Genomic DNA, 13,859 nt, shown 5'->3' on the forward strand with positions numbered 1-13,859 from the left:
TCGAGGCATGTCCCTTGCCACTGCCGCCGGCCGCATCCCGCCCCAGGTGCTGCTGCGATGGTCCATTGCCGTCGCCGTGGCCACCATCGCGCTGAAGACCCTGGCCTGGTGGCTCACGGATTCCGTGGGCCTGCTCTCCGATGCGATGGAATCGCTGGTCAACCTGGCCAGCGCCGTCTTCGCGCTGCTGATGGTGAAGATCGCCCAGCGCCCGGCCGACGCCGACCACCCCTATGGCCACCACAAGGCGGAATACTTCTCCGCCGGCTTCGAGGGCCTGATGATCATGGTGGCGGCCGCCGGCATCCTCTGGACCGCGGTGCTGCGCCTGCTGCATCCGCAGCCGCTGGAGCAGCTCGGGATCGGCCTGGGCCTGTCGGTGCTGAGTTCGGCCCTGAACGGCGCGCTCGCCTGGGCGATGCTGCAGTCCTCGCGCCGGCACCGCTCGATGGCGCTGGAGGGCGATGCCCGCCACCTGTTCACCGATGTCTGGACCTCGGCCGGCGTGGTCGTCGGCCTGGCGCTGGTCACCGTCACCGACTGGCTGTGGCTGGACCCGGTGCTGGCCATCGGCGTCGCGCTGAACATCCTGCGCGAGGGCGTGCACCTGGTGTGGCGCTCCGCGCAGGGCCTGATGGACCAGTCGCTGGAAGCGGAGGTGATCGACGAGATCGACAAGACCCTGTCGCAGTTCAAGCACCGCACGATCCGCTTCGACCACGTGTCCACGCGGCGCTCCGGCAGCCGCCGCTTCGTGGACCTGCATATGCACATGCCCGCCGACTGGACGCTGGGGCGCGCAGCGGCCGTCCGCGGCTCGGTGGAACAGGCGCTCATGAGCGCGGTGCCGGGCTTGCGCTGCACGATCCAGCTGCTGCCCATGGACGTGGAAGCCCACTCGCAGGACGAGGCGGACCTGATCTGATGCTGGCCCTGGTGCAACGCGTGCGCGAAGCGAAGGTGGTGGTGGCCGGCCGCACGATCGGCGCGATCGGCCCTGGCCTGCTCGCGCTGGTGTGCGCCGAGCGGGGCGACGGCCAGGCGCAGGCCGACAAGCTGCTGGCGAAGCTGCTGAAGCTGCGCATCTTCGGCGACGAGGCCGGCAAGATGAACCGCAGCGTGCAGGACGTGGGCGGCGGGCTGCTGGTGGTCAGCCAGTTCACGCTGGCGGCGGACACGAGCGGCGGCAACCGGCCGAGCTTCACGAATGCGGCGGCGCCGGACGAAGGGCGCAGGCTTTACGAATATTTCGTACAGCAGGCGCGCGCGGCGCATCCCGTGGTGCAGACCGGCGAGTTCGCGGCGGACATGCAGGTGCACCTGGTGAACGACGGTCCGGTCACCATCCCGCTGAAAGTGAGCTGAGCAGCGGGGATGTCCTCCCCGGCCGCGTGCCCTCGGCCCATAATCGCCGGATGTCCGATCGTGATGGCCTGGACCGCGCCCGCTCCAGCATTCTCCTGGCAGGGCAGAACCATGCCCTGCAACTGGCGCTTGGCGGCGCGCCCCTGGCCCAGGTGCTCGAAGTGCTGGTGCAGACCGCGGAGACGCAGTCCGACGGCAGCTTCCTCGCCTCCATCCTGCTCCTCGACGAGGACGGCAAGCACCTGCGGCACGGCGCCGCGCCTTCGCTGCCCGCCGCCTACAACGCGGCCATCGACGGCATCGCGATCGGTCCCTCGGTCGGCTCCTGCGGCACAGCGGCGCATTTCGGCCATTCCATCTACGTCACGGACATCGCGCGCGATGCGCTGTGGGCCGACTTCCGCGACCTGGCCCTGCAGCACGGCCTGCGCGCCTGCTGGTCCACGCCGTTCCACTCGAAGGACGGCTCGGTGCTCGGCACCCTGGCGCTGTACTACCGCGAGCCGCGCGGGCCGAGCGAGAACGACCGCGAAACCGTCAAGCTCATTGGCAGCATCGCCGCGCTGGTTGTCGAGAACGCCCGGCTGTATGCGCGCCTGCAGGACCTGAACCACCGCGCGCGCCTCGCGGCCGATGCCGGCGGGCTGGGCTTCTTCACCTGGGAGGTCGAGTCCGACACGGTGACGTGGCAGAACGACCGCCCGTACGAGATCTTCGGCATCGATCCCTCCGAAGGGCCCATCAACGCCCGCCGCTTCGTCGCGGAATTCCTGCACCCCGACGACCAGCCCGCGTTCGCGCAGGCGGTCGCCAGCGCCATCGAGGGAGGCACCGCCTTCCACTTCGAAGGCCGCATCCGCCGGCCGCCGGACGGGGAACTGCGCTGGGTCGAATTCACGGGCCGGCTCGACACGGAGGCCCGCGCCAAGGGCCACGCCCGCGTGGTCGGCATCACCGCGGACGTGACGTCGCGGCGCCAGGCCGGCGCTCAGTAGGGATCGGGATAGCCGAGGGCGCCGAGCAGCAGGATCTCCAGCGCCTCCATCTCCAGTGCCTGGCGTTCGCCCAGTTCGTGGTCGTAGCCCTGCGCGTGCAGCGCCCCGTGCACCAGCAGGTGCGCGTAGTGCGCTTCCAGCGTCTTGCCCTGTTCCGTCGCCTCGCGCTCCACCACCGGAGCGCACAGCACCAGGTCCGCCGCGACCACCGGCTCGCGCGTGTAATCGAAGGTCAGCACGTTGGTCGCGTAGTCCTTGCCGCGGTACTGCCGGTTGAGCGCCTGGCCCTCCTCGGTGCCCACGATGCGCACCGCGATCTCCGCCGGGCCCTGCATCGCCAGGCCCACCCAGCGCCGCGCGCGCGCTGGCGTCACCGCGCGCCGATGTTCGGCCGCATTCGGAAAGGCCCCGAACTGCAGCGAAAGCTCCAGCGTCACTTGTCGGCCTTGCGCGATGCGTCGTAGGCGTCCACGATGCGTGCCACCAGCGGATGCCGCACCACGTCGGCGCTGGTGAAGCGCGTGTGGGCGATGCCCTTGACGCGTCGGAGGACCCGCTCCGCATCGATCAGCCCCGACAGGTTGCCCTTGGGCAGGTCGATCTGGCTGATGTCGCCCGTGACCACCGCCTTGCTGCCGAAGCCGATGCGCGTGAGGAACATCTTCATCTGCTCGGGGGTCGTGTTCTGCGCCTCGTCGAGGATCACGAAGGCGTTGTTCAGGGTGCGCCCGCGCATGAAGGCCAGCGGCGCGATCTCCAGCGCGTTGCGCTCGAAGGCCTTGGTCACGCGGTCGAAGCCCATGAGGTCGTACAGCGCGTCGTACAGCGGCCGCAGGTAGGGATCCACCTTCTGCGTCAGGTCGCCGGGCAGGAAGCCGAGCTTCTCGCCCGCTTCCACCGCGGGGCGCGTGAGCACGATGCGCTGCACGGTGTTGCGTTCCAGCGCGTCGACCGCGCAGGCCACCGCCAGGTAGGTCTTGCCGGTGCCGGCCGGGCCGATGCCGAAGGTGATGTCGTGGGTGCCGATGTTGTCCAGGTACACGCTCTGGTTCGGCGTGCGCGCCTTGAGGTCGGAGCGGCGCGTGTGCAGCACGAGGGAGCCGTCCTCCGCCTCCTCCATCGCCACGTCGCCGGCCAGCATCAGCTGCAGCTTTTCCTTCGAGATGCTGCGGGCCGACATCTCGTACATGGCCTGCAGCACGTTCAGCGCGCGCTCCGCCTTCGCTTTCGGGCCTTCGACGCGGAAATGCTCGCCGCGGTGCGAGATGGCGACCTGCAGTGCTTCCTCGATGGTCCTCAGGTGTTCGTCCATGGGCCCGCACAGGTGCAGGAGGCGGGTGTTGTTCAGGGGGCTGAAGGCGTGGCGGAGAATCAACGTGATAATCCCGGGAGAGGGATCGCAATGATAGGCAAATTGACGGGGACGCTGAGCGAGAAGAACCCGCCCCAGGTGCTGGTGGACTGCCACGGGGTCGGCTACGAAGTCGATGTGCCCATGAGCACCTTCTACAACCTGCCAGGGCTGGGGGAGAAGGTCTCGCTGCTGACGCACTTCATCGTGCGCGAGGACGCGCAGATCCTGTTCGGCTTTGGCTCCGCCGGCGAGCGCGAGGCCTTCCGCCAGCTCATCAAGATTTCGGGCGTGGGCCCGCGCACGGCGCTGGCCCTCCTGAGCGGCATGAGCGTGGGCGACATCGCCCAGGCCGTCACGCAGCAGGACGCGAGCCGGCTGGTCAAGATCCCCGGCATCGGCAAGAAGACGGCGGAGCGCCTGCTGCTGGAACTCAAAGGCAAGATCGGCGCCGACCTCGGTCCCGTCGGCGCCGCGCCGGTCGACGACAACCAGGGCGACATCCTGCAGGCGCTGGTGGCCCTGGGCTACAGCGACAAGGAAGCGCAGGCGGCGCTGAAGTCGCTGCCCAAGGACGCCAGCGTGAGCGACGGCATCAAGCAGGCGCTGAAGGCCCTGGCCCGATGACGATCCAGACGGACGATTTCGTCCCGCCGCCCAAGCGCGTGGTGTCGGCCGCGCCGGTGTCGCCGGCGGAGGAGGCGCTGGAGCGCGCGCTGCGCCCCAAGGGCCTCGCCGAATACGTCGGCCAGGCCAAGACGCGCGAGCAGCTGGAGATCTTCATCGGCGCGGCGCGCAAGCGCGGCGAGGCATTGGACCACGTACTGCTGTTCGGCCCGCCGGGCCTGGGCAAGACGACGCTGTCGCACATCATCGCCCACGAACTGGGCGTGAACCTGCGCCAGACCTCCGGGCCGGTGCTGGAAAAACCCAAGGACCTCGCGGCGCTGCTCACCAACCTGGAGCGCAACGACGTCCTGTTCATCGACGAGATCCATCGCCTCTCGCCGGTGGTGGAGGAAATCCTCTATCCCGCGCTGGAGGACTACCAGATCGACATCATGATCGGCGAGGGCCCCGCCGCGCGTTCGATCAAGCTGGACCTGCAGCCCTTCACGCTGGTGGGCGCGACCACGCGCGCGGGCATGCTGACCAATCCGCTGCGCGACCGCTTCGGCATCGTGGCGCGGCTGGAGTTCTACACGCCCGAGGAACTGACGCTGATCGTGAACCGCAGCGCCCGGTTGCTCACGGCGCCGATCGATCCGGAAGGCGCCACCGAGATCGCACGCCGTTCGCGCGGCACGCCCCGCATCGCCAACCGGCTGCTGCGCCGGGTGCGCGACTACGCCGACGTGAAGGGCACCGGCCACATCACGCGCGACATGGCGCACAAGGCGTTGGCGATGCTCGATGTCGACCCGCTCGGCTTCGACCTGATGGACCGCAAGCTGCTGGAGGCGGTGATCCACCGCTTCGACGGCGGCCCGGTGGGCCTGGACAACGTCGCGGCCTCGATCGGCGAGGAGCGCGACACCATCGAGGACGTGATCGAGCCCTACCTGATCCAGCAGGGCTACCTGCAGCGCACGCCGCGCGGGCGCGTGGCGACGATGGCGGCGTACCGGCACCTGGGCGTCACGCCGCCGCGGCCGGACGGGAGCCTGTTCGACGCGTGAGCGCGGCCGCCCCGCCGGCCGGCTGCGCGTTGTGCACGATCAGCACCTGCGCCGCGTAATAGGTCGCCAGGATCCACAGCGGCGCCAGCGGGACCGGCTGCGCGAACTTGTTGATCGCCAGGATCGCGTCGCTTGCCATGAACAGGACCGCGCCCACCGCGACACCGATCGCAGCTCCGTCGCGCAGCACCGCCGCCCGGCCGATCGCCTGCGCCGCCATGAGCGCGATCGCGACCGCATAGGCGGCCACCGCCACCTTCAGCACCGGCCCCAGGTGCGGGAACAGCACTGCGTACATCGCCGCGGCCACCGCCAGCGTGGCCGCCAGCGCGCGTGCGCTCGGGAACCACGGCACGCCCTGCCGGAACAGCAGCAGGTAGCACAGGTGCGCGGCCAGGAAGCTCGCCAGCCCCGGGATGAAGAAGCCGTCGAACATCAGGAACACGTCGCCGGCCAGGCACAGGGCCAGCGCGGCGACCAGCACGCCGGCGAAGCGCCCCTGCCGACGCCTTGCGACCCACGCGATCGCCAGCAGCATGGCCAGCGGCTTGAACACGCGGTGCGCATCGATCCAGCCTTCGGCCGCCGTCGCGGTCGCCAGCGCCGCGGCTTCGACCAGCAGCACCTCGAGGACGGAGATGCGCCCCTGCATCACGGCGCCCACGGCCCACAGGGCTGCCGTCACCGCCGCCAGCCACATCCCGGCGCGCGCGAGCGGCATCTGGTCCGCGTTCCACAGGAACAGCGCGACGCCCCAGAGAATCACCGCGAACTGCACGCCGGCGAACCACGCGACGCCCTTGCCCATGGGCGGATGGAAGCGCGCCACGCGCTCCAGCGCGAAGGCAGGCCGCGGAAACCGCTCGGCCACGTCGGCCGGCCGCCACCCCGGCGGCTTGAACCACACGCGCAGCTTGTCGGCCCACGAGCGCGCGTGCCAGCTGTCGTGGGCGAGCGCCCAGTACACCTCCAGGTTGGACCACAGCGGGTCCCAGCTTTGCAGCGGCGCGCGCGTGCCGTACACGCAGCGCTCGCCTTCCTCGCGGAAGGTGCCGAACAGGCGGTCCCACACGATCAGGATGCCGCCGTAGTTGCGATCGAGGTAGCCGTCGTTCACGGCATGGTGCACGCGGTGGTTCGAGGGCGAGCAGAACCAGCGGTCGAACCAGCCGAGCCGGCCCACGTGTTCCGTGTGCACCCAGAACTGGTACAGCAGGTCCACCAGCGCCACCACCGCGAACACCAGCGGCGGCACGCCGGCCAGCGCCAGCGGGATGTAGAACATCCAGTTCAGGAAGGCATAGGTGCTGGGTTGCCGCAGGGCCGTCGACAGGTTGTATTCCTGGCTCTGGTGGTGCACCACGTGGGCGGCCCAGAACAGCCCGACCCGGTGACCCGTGCGGTGCTGCCAGTAGTAGCAGAAGTCGTAGAACAGGAGCGCGAGCAGCCAGCCCGCGGGCGAGAGCCAGAACGCATCGTCGCGCCACAGGGCGATATGTCCGGCCAGCGCGGTGTAGATGCCGATGCGGAACACGGCCAGCAGCGCGCCGGTGGCCTCGCTCAGCATCCCCAGCGAGATGCTGTTGATCGCGTCGTTCAGGCGATAGGTGTCGCGGCCGCGCGCGCGGCCCCACGCGTATTCCACCGCGATCGCCAGGAAGAACACCGGCGTGGCCAGCACGATCACCTGGCTCGGGCTCAGTTGCATGGGCTTCCTCGATCCTCTGCGCGCGCAGGTTCCGGCCGACCGGCGGGCCTCAGGTCAGCGCGCCGCGGGCGTCGATGCGGATGATCTTGTCCACGCGCCCGCGCTCCAGGCCGCCCACCACGCCGATCAGGTAGCTGTGCAGGTTGACGGTGGGATCGCAATGCCCCGGGATCAGCCAGATCGTCTCGTCCAGCCGCGGCACGCGCTCGTTGCCGCGCGCGGGCTTGAGCAGGCCGTGCTCGTCGCCGCCATTGAGGTAGTCGAGCTCGCCCGTGGGCTCGAGCGCGAGCACCTTCGGCAGGCCGGAGTCGATGGCGTGGCTCTTGTGGCCCGCATCGCAGACGGCGTGCAGCAGGCTGGAGCTCATCACCTGGGACTTCACGAACAGCGCGTGCTCGAACTGCGGCTGCGCCGGATCGCGCTCGTTGGCGGCGTAGTCCGCGTCCATGAACAGGAAGGAGCCGGCCTGCAGCTCGCCGAAGACGCCGCTGGCCGCCTCGCACACCATGCTGCCGGTGCCCGCGCCGGTGACCAGTTCCACCGGGATGCCCTCGCGCTCGATCAGCTTGCGCGTGAACTGCACGTCCTGCACCACCTGGGCGATCGCGTCACGCCGCGCCTGCGGCGAGCGCAGGTGCTGGGCCCGGCCGTGGTAGGCCTGCAGGCCGGCGAAGCGCAGCGCGGCGTGCCGGCGGATCTCCAGCGCGAGGTCGAGGGCCAGGCGGCCGGGCGGCACGCCGCAGCGGCCCTGCCCGACGTCGATTTCCACGAACACGTCGATGATCGCCGGCGGGCCGTTCTGGCGGCGGTCGTTCATCGCATTGGCCAGGCGGCGCACGCCCTCGATGTTGTCGACCGCGATCGCCAGCTGCCCGTGGTCCGTGGCCAGCGCGTGGGCGAGGTCGGCGACGCGGGCCAGCTTGGCGGGCGCGACCACTTCGTTGCTGATGTAGATGTTGTTGACGCCGCCGGCGGCCATCGCCTCGGCCTCGGACGTCTTCTGCACGCACACGCCGATCGCCCCGGCCTGCATCTGCAGCCGCGCGAGCGCCGAGCTCTTGTGCATCTTGGCGTGCGGGCGCCAGCGGATGTCGTGCTTGCGGGCGAACTCCGCCATGCGGCTCAGGTTGCGCTGCATGGCATCGAGGTCGGCCACCAGCGCCGGCGTGTCGATCGCGGCGGCGGGCTGGCCCACCAGCCGCTTGAGTTCTTCAGAAAGAGGTGTTTTCGTCGAAAGCGGCATGTTCCAGGTGCTGCGTGTCCGACCAGCCGACGAGCGTGAAGCCCTCGGGGGTCCACAGCAGCCGGTTGATGGCTCCGTTGGGGAGCTGCCAGGTACGCGGCGAGTTCACGGCCTGGCCGGTGGCGATGCGGTAGAGCGTGTCCAGCACGCCGCCGTGCGCCACGACCGCGATCAGCTCGCCGGTGTGGCGGGAGGCGAGGTCGTGCACGGTCCGGCTGACGCGCTCGCGCAGCTGCAGCAGCGACTCGCCGCCTTCCGGTGGCTCCCACTCGGGGATGCGCTTGCGCCAGTTCTGGGCGTGCTCGGGCCAGGTCTGCTGGATCTCGTCGAAGGTGCGGCCCTCGAACATGCCGAAGCGTCGCTCGCGCAGGCCCGGATGGGCGATGACCGGGATGCCCGCGGCCTCGCCGATGGCGCGGGCCGTCTCGTGCGCGCGACCCAGGTCGCTCGAGTAGATGGCGCTGAGCTGCTCGCCGGCGAGGGCGTGGCCCACGCGGCGGGCTTGCCATCGCCCGGTGTCGTTCAGCTGGATGTCGAGCTGGCCCTGGATGCGTGCATCGACGTTCCAGGCCGTCTCGCCATGCCGCACGGCGATGATGCGCGTGGCTTCCATACCGTGGCATTGTAGGGAGGCCTTTTCCGCAGCGCGGAAAATACTTTACCGACGCGTTGGGCGGGGGCCGATCAGCTTGCGGCGCGCCCCACCTGGATGTCGACCCGGCGCGGGCCTTGCGGCGGGTTCGGGAACCCCTGCATCGCCGCCTCGAACATCGCCGGCAGCACCGCGCGGTTGTCGAACCAGGGCCCGTCGTTGACCGCGTGGGTCTCGTAGACGACCCGGTTGGTCGCCAGTTCTCGCACGATCACCGTCACTTCGCGGTGGAACCAGTAGGAATCGGTGCGCGGCCACGGCCCGCCCAGCCCCAGGCCGAAGTGCCGGCCACCGAAGCCCACTCCCCAGCCGCCGCCCCAGCCCCAGGGACCCCAGTACGGATCCGCGTACGGCGACAGCGTGCGTTCGGTGCGGGCGCCCACCTGCACGCTGTAGCGCGGAGCGGCGTCATCGCGCCGGAATCCCGCCTTGTACAGCGCGGGATCGGCCAGGGCCTCCAGCGCCTGCTGCGTGGGGTCCACCTGCTGCGACAGGGAGCGCTCGAAGCGGTAGGTGGGCTGCGCCGGGATGCCACCCAGCTGGGAGAAGGACTGGACCTGGTTGTCCAGCAGGTAGGTGGATGCGCAGGCGGACAGCAGCAGCACGCTGGCCGCCAGCAAGCCGGAACGCAGGAATCTCGTGATCGTGGACATGGCACCTCCCGACGCCGGGGCGCTTCCTGCGCCCCGTATCTCTTGCCGAATGGTAGGGCGTTGGCGGCGCCTGTTGGGCGCGTTTACATGCAGGACGCCACCGCGCCCGGGCGCTCAGAGCTTGATGACCTGCAGTTCCGGCAGCGCCGCGGCCACGGGAAGCTCCTCGTGGTCGAAGGCCTTGTCGCCATCCTCGCTGGGGACGCCCGTCGCCGCCAGGTGGCGGAAATCGTGGAGATGGACGTCGGCCAGGTGGGACGGCACGACGTTCTGCAGCGCGTGCAGCATGTTGTCCAGGCGCCCCGGGAAGCGCCTGTCCCACTCGCGCAGCATGTCGCCCACCTGCCGGCGCTGCAGGTTCTCCTGGCTGCCGCACAGGGTGCAGGGAATGATCGGGAACTGGCGCACCTCGGCCCAGCGCACCAGGTCCTTCTCGTTCACGTAGGCCAGCGGGCGGATCACCACGTTGCGGCCGTCGTCGCTTTGCAGCTTGGGCGGCATGCCCTTGAGCTTGCCGCCGAAGAACATGTTGAGGAACAGCGTCTGCAGCATGTCGTCGCGATGGTGGCCCAGCGCGATCTTGGTGGCGCCCAGTTCGCCCGCCACCCGGTACAGGATGCCGCGGCGCAGCCGGCTGCACAGGCTGCACATCGTCTTGCCCTCGGGGATCTTGTCCTTGACGATGGAGTAGGTGTCCTGTTCCTCGATGCGGAAGGGCACGCCGAGGGCTTTGAGGTAGTCGGGCAGGATGTGTTCGGGGAAGCCGGGCTGCTTCTGGTCGAGGTTGACCGCGACGATCTCGAAGGAGATCGGCGCGCGGCGCTGCAGCTTCAGCAGGATGTCCAGCAGCGCGTAGCTGTCCTTGCCGCCCGACAGGCAGACCATCACCTTGTCGCCGGGGACGATCATGTTGTAGTCGCCGATGGCCTGGCCGACCAGGCGGCACAGCCGCTTTTCGAGCTTGTGGTTCTCGCGCTCGATCTTCGCGGCGGGGGCGGGGGAGGGGTCGGTGTCGATCCAGACGGCGCTCATGGTGGGGCTATTTTCGCATTGCGGCATCGGAGGCGGCGGGAAAGGACACCTCGACGCACAACCCCCCCAGCCGCGGCGAATTGCGCGCCTGCAAGGTCGCGCCGTGCGCCGCCGCGATGCGCTGCACGATCGACCACCCCAGGCCGCTGCCGGGCGCCTCGTTGCCCGTCGCGCGGAAGAAGCGCTGGCCCAGCCGCTCCAGGTCCTCCTCGGCCATGCCGCGGCCGCCGTCCTCCACCAGCAGCAGCACCCGGTCCTCGTCGCGCCGCACCCGCACTTCGATGCGCGCGCCGTGCGGGCTGTAGCGGATCGCGTTGTCGACGAGGTTGCGGCACAGGGCGGTGAGCAGCGTCTCGTCGCCCTCCACCATCGCATCCGGCCCGGTCGTGAAGCTCACGTTCTGCTGCTTGGAGATGCCCGTCACGGCCAGTTCGGCCACCGCCGCCTGCGCGACCGCCGAGAGGTCGACGGGATCGCGCTTGCTCGGCGCGTCCGCTTCCAGCCGCGACAGCATCAGCAATTGCTCCACCACGCGCGAGGCCCGGTCGCAACCGGCCAGGGTGAACTCCAGCGCGCGCCTGCGCTGCGGCTCCGCGCTGGCGCCCAGCGCCACCTGCGCCTGCGCGCGGATGGCGGCAATCGGCGTGCGCAGTTCGTGCGCCGCGTCGCCGGTGAAGCGGCGTTCGCGCTCCAGCAGCAGCGCGATCCGTTCGAACAGGCCGTTGAGCGCATCGAGCAGCGGCTGCATCTCGTCGGGCGCGCCCGCGGCCTGCACCGGCCGCAGGTCCTCGCCCGGGCGGCGCGCGAGCGCCGCGCCGAGCGCGCGCAGCGGCTGCACGCCGCGCGAGACCGCCCACCAGCCCGCCAGCAGCAGCAGGGGCACGGCTACCAGCATGGGCCACAGGGTGCTGCGCAGCACCGCGTACAGGATCGCTTCACGGGAGGCGATCTGTTCGGCCACGAAGACCTGCACGTCGTTCGCCGCGCCGCGCGTGGCGAAGACGCGCCAGGGCTGGTCGCCGATGTCCACCGTGTAGAAGCCTCGCACCGGCGCGCTGCCGTCGCCCACCAGGGGCTCGTCGGGCGCGAACGGCGAACGCAGCGCCAGCTTGCCTTCGTGGAACACCTGGAAGGTCACGCGCGGGCCGTAGCGGTGCAGGGTGGGCGCGTCCACGCGCTCGTCGTGCTCGAACTCGCGCACCTGCTGCGCCACCAGCAGCGCCGCGGCCTGCGCCAGGTGGCCATCGAGCAGCTCGTCGAGCTCGTGGCGCGCGTCGTACCAGGTGGCGGCGGCCGCGGCGAGCCAGACGGCCAGCGCCGTCCCCAGCACCATCAGCAGCAGGCGTCCGCGCAGGGACGAGGGCCTCAGCACGCGGGCGCCTCGCGCAGCAGCGTGTAGCCGACGCCGCGCACCGTGTGGATCAGCGAGTTGCCCAGCTTGCGGCGCAGGTGGTGGATGTGCACCTCCACCGCGTTGCTCTCCACTTCCCTGCCCCAGCTATAGAGATGCTGTTCGAGCTGCTCGCGCGTGAGCACGCGGCCCGCGTTGAGCATCAGGGCATGCAGCAGGTCGAACTCGCGGGTGGGCAACTGCAGCAGCTGGCCGCCCTTGCGCACCGTGCGCGCGGCCGGGTCCAGCTCCACGTCCTGTGCGCTCAGCACTTCCTGTGGCTGCCCGTGGGCGCGGCGCACCAGGGCCCTCAGCCGGGCGGCCAGTTCGTGCAGGTCGACGGGCTTGAGCACGTAGTCGTCGGCGCCGGCATCGAGGCCGCGGATGCGGTCGGGGATGGCGTCCCGCGCGGTGAGCACCAGCACCGGGATCCGGATGCCCTGCGCGCGGGCGGCGGCGAGGACTTCGAGGCCGTCCTTGCGCGGCAGCCCCAGGTCCAGCACCGCGGCCGCATGGACGCCGGCGCGCAGCTCGCGTTCCGCCGCGTCGCCGCTGCGCACCCAGTCCACCTGGAAGCCGAGCTGGCGCAGGCCGGTTTGCAGGCCGTCTCCCAGCAGCGGATCGTCTTCGGCGAGCAGGATGCGCATGCGCGTTGTCAGTGGTCTTCGTCGTGGTGGTGCTGGCGCGCCACCGCGGCTGCCTGTTCGGGCGGCGGCGCCGACTGCCACTGCAGCCACCAGAACCCCAGCACGCCCATCAGCAGCACCGCGGCCACGCTGCGCCAGGGCCTGCGGATCCCCTCGGCCGGCGGCACCGGCTTCCTGCCGTGGATCATCGCGGCCACGAGGTTCTCCCGGTGCAGCACGCTGCTGATGACCACGGCGGCGACGTGCAGGACCACCAGCCCCAGCATCGTGCTGGCCAGGATTTCATGCACTTCCTCCATCCAGTGCCCCGCGATCTCGTTGTAGTTCGCCCAGCCGGTGAGGGCCGTCAGCGCGGCCAGCGTGATCAGCGCGAGGATCGCGAGCCCGCCGGCGGGGTTGTGGCCGGTGTGGCGTTGGGGGCGGCGGTCCGCCAGCGAGACGAGGTAATCGATCGCCTTCCACGGACTGCGCACGAAGTCGCTGAAACGCGCGTGACGCGTGCCGATGACGCCCCACACGATGCGGAAGGCGACCAGGCCGGCCATCGTGTAGCCGGCGGTCACGTGCACCAGCTGCCAGCGCTCGCTCTCCGACGTGAGCCAGGCGACGGCGAAGCTGGCCACCATCAGCCAGTGGAAGATGCGCACCGGCGCGTCCCACACCAGCGTGCGGGGACTGCGATCAGCGGGGGATGCGGATGCTGTGTTCATTGAAATCTCCTTGTTCGGCGCGCGGGTGGCACGCCGCGCAATTCGAGGGGCTCTTGATGGAGGCGCGCTTGAAGGCCGCAGGATCGACCTCGCGGTGCTTGCGCTCGAACCATGCGGAGCGGGTGATGCGGTCCTCGGGCGGCGTTGCGCCCACGCGCTTGAAGGTCTCCGTGTTGGCATCGACCCAGGCGGTGATCTCCTTCAGCGTGGCGGGATCGACCGAAGCGTCCGTGCCGAAATGCCGCGGCAGGTTCTGCAGCAGGCGGCGCCAGGAGGCATTGGGCAGCGCGCCCAGCGGGTAGGCGATGTGGCACGCGGAGCATTCCTGCACGTATTTCGGCAGCGCCGGCGCGGAGCGGTAGCCGTCGGCCCGCGCGAAAGGGGCGGCCGCGAGGAGCAGGGCGAGGAGGGGAAAGGCGATGCGCATGGTGGCC

16 protein-coding genes are annotated in these 13,859 nt (G+C 70.3%); 5 read left to right on the plus strand and 11 right to left on the minus strand.

Annotated features, from left to right (window positions below; genetic code table 11):
• Positions 1-7: 7 nt before the first annotated feature.
• From WG923_RS15615 to WG923_RS15625, 3 genes are read left to right on the plus strand one after another with little or no spacing between them, the layout of a single operon-like run.
• Positions 8-925 (plus strand): cation diffusion facilitator family transporter, encoded by a 918-nt coding sequence (locus WG923_RS15615; RefSeq protein WP_340351892.1) that lies wholly within the window; start codon positions 8-10, stop codon positions 923-925.
• On the plus strand, positions 925-1,365 hold the full coding sequence (dtd, locus tag WG923_RS15620; protein WP_340351893.1) for a D-aminoacyl-tRNA deacylase: 441 nt from the start codon (positions 925-927) through the stop codon (positions 1,363-1,365). The genes WG923_RS15615 and dtd overlap by 1 nt, the downstream gene beginning before the upstream one ends.
• A 50-nt stretch (positions 1,366-1,415) precedes the next feature.
• Positions 1,416-2,360: a GAF domain-containing protein gene (locus tag WG923_RS15625; protein WP_340351894.1), complete on the plus strand. Its 945-nt coding sequence runs from the start codon at positions 1,416-1,418 to the stop codon at positions 2,358-2,360.
• On the opposite strand, the gene ybeY is transcribed toward WG923_RS15625, so the two are convergent.
• On the minus strand, positions 2,354-2,797 hold the full coding sequence (gene ybeY / locus WG923_RS15630; protein WP_445322935.1) for an rRNA maturation RNase YbeY: 444 nt from the start codon (positions 2,795-2,797) through the stop codon (positions 2,354-2,356). The two genes, WG923_RS15625 and ybeY, sit on opposite strands and share 7 nt — an antisense overlap.
• Entirely contained in the window at positions 2,794-3,735 is a 942-nt protein-coding gene (locus WG923_RS15635) for a PhoH family protein (protein ID WP_340351895.1), read from the minus strand. The genes ybeY and WG923_RS15635 overlap by 4 nt, the downstream gene beginning before the upstream one ends.
• Positions 3,736-3,762: 27 nt before the next feature.
• Here WG923_RS15635 and ruvA point away from each other — a divergent pair, with 27 nt between their 5' ends.
• Positions 3,763-4,338 carry a Holliday junction branch migration protein RuvA gene (gene ruvA, locus WG923_RS15640; protein WP_340351896.1) on the plus strand — a complete coding sequence of 192 codons (576 nt, stop codon included), beginning with the start codon at positions 3,763-3,765 and terminating at the stop codon, positions 4,336-4,338.
• Positions 4,335-5,390 (plus strand): Holliday junction branch migration DNA helicase RuvB, encoded by a 1,056-nt coding sequence (gene ruvB, locus WG923_RS15645; protein WP_340351897.1) that lies wholly within the window; start codon positions 4,335-4,337, stop codon positions 5,388-5,390. The genes ruvA and ruvB overlap by 4 nt, the downstream gene beginning before the upstream one ends.
• On the opposite strand, the gene WG923_RS15650 is transcribed toward ruvB, so the two are convergent.
• The 9 genes from WG923_RS15650 to WG923_RS15690 form a co-directional block, all read right to left on the minus strand.
• Positions 5,350-7,098 carry a lysoplasmalogenase family protein gene (locus WG923_RS15650; RefSeq protein ID WP_340351898.1) on the minus strand — a complete coding sequence of 583 codons (1,749 nt, stop codon included), beginning with the start codon at positions 7,096-7,098 and terminating at the stop codon, positions 5,350-5,352. The genes ruvB and WG923_RS15650 overlap by 41 nt on opposite strands.
• A gap of 49 nt (positions 7,099-7,147) precedes the next feature.
• On the minus strand, positions 7,148-8,341 hold the full coding sequence (locus tag WG923_RS15655) for a DSD1 family PLP-dependent enzyme (protein ID WP_340351899.1): 1,194 nt from the start codon (positions 8,339-8,341) through the stop codon (positions 7,148-7,150).
• Positions 8,310-8,954: a histidine phosphatase family protein gene (locus tag WG923_RS15660; protein WP_340351900.1), complete on the minus strand. Its 645-nt coding sequence runs from the start codon at positions 8,952-8,954 to the stop codon at positions 8,310-8,312. The genes WG923_RS15655 and WG923_RS15660 overlap by 32 nt, the downstream gene beginning before the upstream one ends.
• 71 nt (positions 8,955-9,025) lie before the next feature.
• Positions 9,026-9,646 (minus strand): DUF4136 domain-containing protein, encoded by a 621-nt coding sequence (locus tag WG923_RS15665; protein WP_340351901.1) that lies wholly within the window; start codon positions 9,644-9,646, stop codon positions 9,026-9,028.
• A 114-nt stretch (positions 9,647-9,760) separates the two neighbouring features.
• A complete protein-coding gene (gene ttcA / locus WG923_RS15670; RefSeq protein ID WP_340351902.1) occupies positions 9,761-10,678 on the minus strand; it encodes a tRNA 2-thiocytidine(32) synthetase TtcA in 918 nt (305 codons plus the stop codon).
• A 7-nt stretch (positions 10,679-10,685) separates the two neighbouring features.
• Positions 10,686-12,050, minus strand: coding sequence for an ATP-binding protein (locus WG923_RS15675; RefSeq protein ID WP_340351903.1), 1,365 nt, complete (start codon positions 12,048-12,050; stop codon positions 10,686-10,688).
• Positions 12,044-12,715, minus strand: coding sequence for a response regulator transcription factor (locus WG923_RS15680; RefSeq protein WP_340351904.1), 672 nt, complete (start codon positions 12,713-12,715; stop codon positions 12,044-12,046). Before WG923_RS15680 ends, WG923_RS15675 begins: the two co-directional genes overlap by 7 nt.
• Before the next feature lie 8 nt (positions 12,716-12,723).
• Positions 12,724-13,425 (minus strand): cytochrome b/b6 domain-containing protein, encoded by a 702-nt coding sequence (locus WG923_RS15685; protein ID WP_340351905.1) that lies wholly within the window; start codon positions 13,423-13,425, stop codon positions 12,724-12,726.
• Positions 13,397-13,852: a diheme cytochrome c gene (locus tag WG923_RS15690; RefSeq protein ID WP_340351906.1), complete on the minus strand. Its 456-nt coding sequence runs from the start codon at positions 13,850-13,852 to the stop codon at positions 13,397-13,399. The genes WG923_RS15685 and WG923_RS15690 overlap by 29 nt, the downstream gene beginning before the upstream one ends.
• Positions 13,853-13,859 lie beyond the last annotated feature (7 nt).

The sequence above is a fragment of the Ramlibacter sp. AN1133 genome (assembly GCF_037890035.1).
In the GTDB taxonomy this organism is placed as follows: Bacteria; Pseudomonadota; Gammaproteobacteria; order Burkholderiales; family Burkholderiaceae_C; genus Ramlibacter.

Coding starts and splice junctions, on each gene's coding strand:
- dtd (WP_340351893.1), top strand. CDS start 925: ATGCTGGCCCTGGTGCAACGCGTGCGCGAAGCGAAGGTGGTGGTGGCC.
- WG923_RS15685 (WP_340351905.1), bottom strand. CDS start 13,425: ATGAACACAGCATCCGCATCCCCCGCTGATCGCAGTCCCCGCACGCTG.
- WG923_RS15660 (WP_340351900.1), bottom strand. CDS start 8,954: ATGGAAGCCACGCGCATCATCGCCGTGCGGCATGGCGAGACGGCCTGG.
- ttcA (WP_340351902.1), bottom strand. CDS start 10,678: ATGAGCGCCGTCTGGATCGACACCGACCCCTCCCCCGCCCCCGCCGCG.
- WG923_RS15625 (WP_340351894.1), top strand. CDS start 1,416: ATGTCCGATCGTGATGGCCTGGACCGCGCCCGCTCCAGCATTCTCCTG.
- ruvB (WP_340351897.1), top strand. CDS start 4,335: ATGACGATCCAGACGGACGATTTCGTCCCGCCGCCCAAGCGCGTGGTG.
- WG923_RS15655 (WP_340351899.1), bottom strand. CDS start 8,341: ATGCCGCTTTCGACGAAAACACCTCTTTCTGAAGAACTCAAGCGGCTG.
- WG923_RS15665 (WP_340351901.1), bottom strand. CDS start 9,646: ATGTCCACGATCACGAGATTCCTGCGTTCCGGCTTGCTGGCGGCCAGC.
- WG923_RS15690 (WP_340351906.1), bottom strand. CDS start 13,852: ATGCGCATCGCCTTTCCCCTCCTCGCCCTGCTCCTCGCGGCCGCCCCT.
- WG923_RS15650 (WP_340351898.1), bottom strand. CDS start 7,098: ATGCAACTGAGCCCGAGCCAGGTGATCGTGCTGGCCACGCCGGTGTTC.
- WG923_RS15615 (WP_340351892.1), top strand. CDS start 8: ATGTCCCTTGCCACTGCCGCCGGCCGCATCCCGCCCCAGGTGCTGCTG.
- ruvA (WP_340351896.1), top strand. CDS start 3,763: ATGATAGGCAAATTGACGGGGACGCTGAGCGAGAAGAACCCGCCCCAG.
- WG923_RS15680 (WP_340351904.1), bottom strand. CDS start 12,715: ATGCGCATCCTGCTCGCCGAAGACGATCCGCTGCTGGGAGACGGCCTG.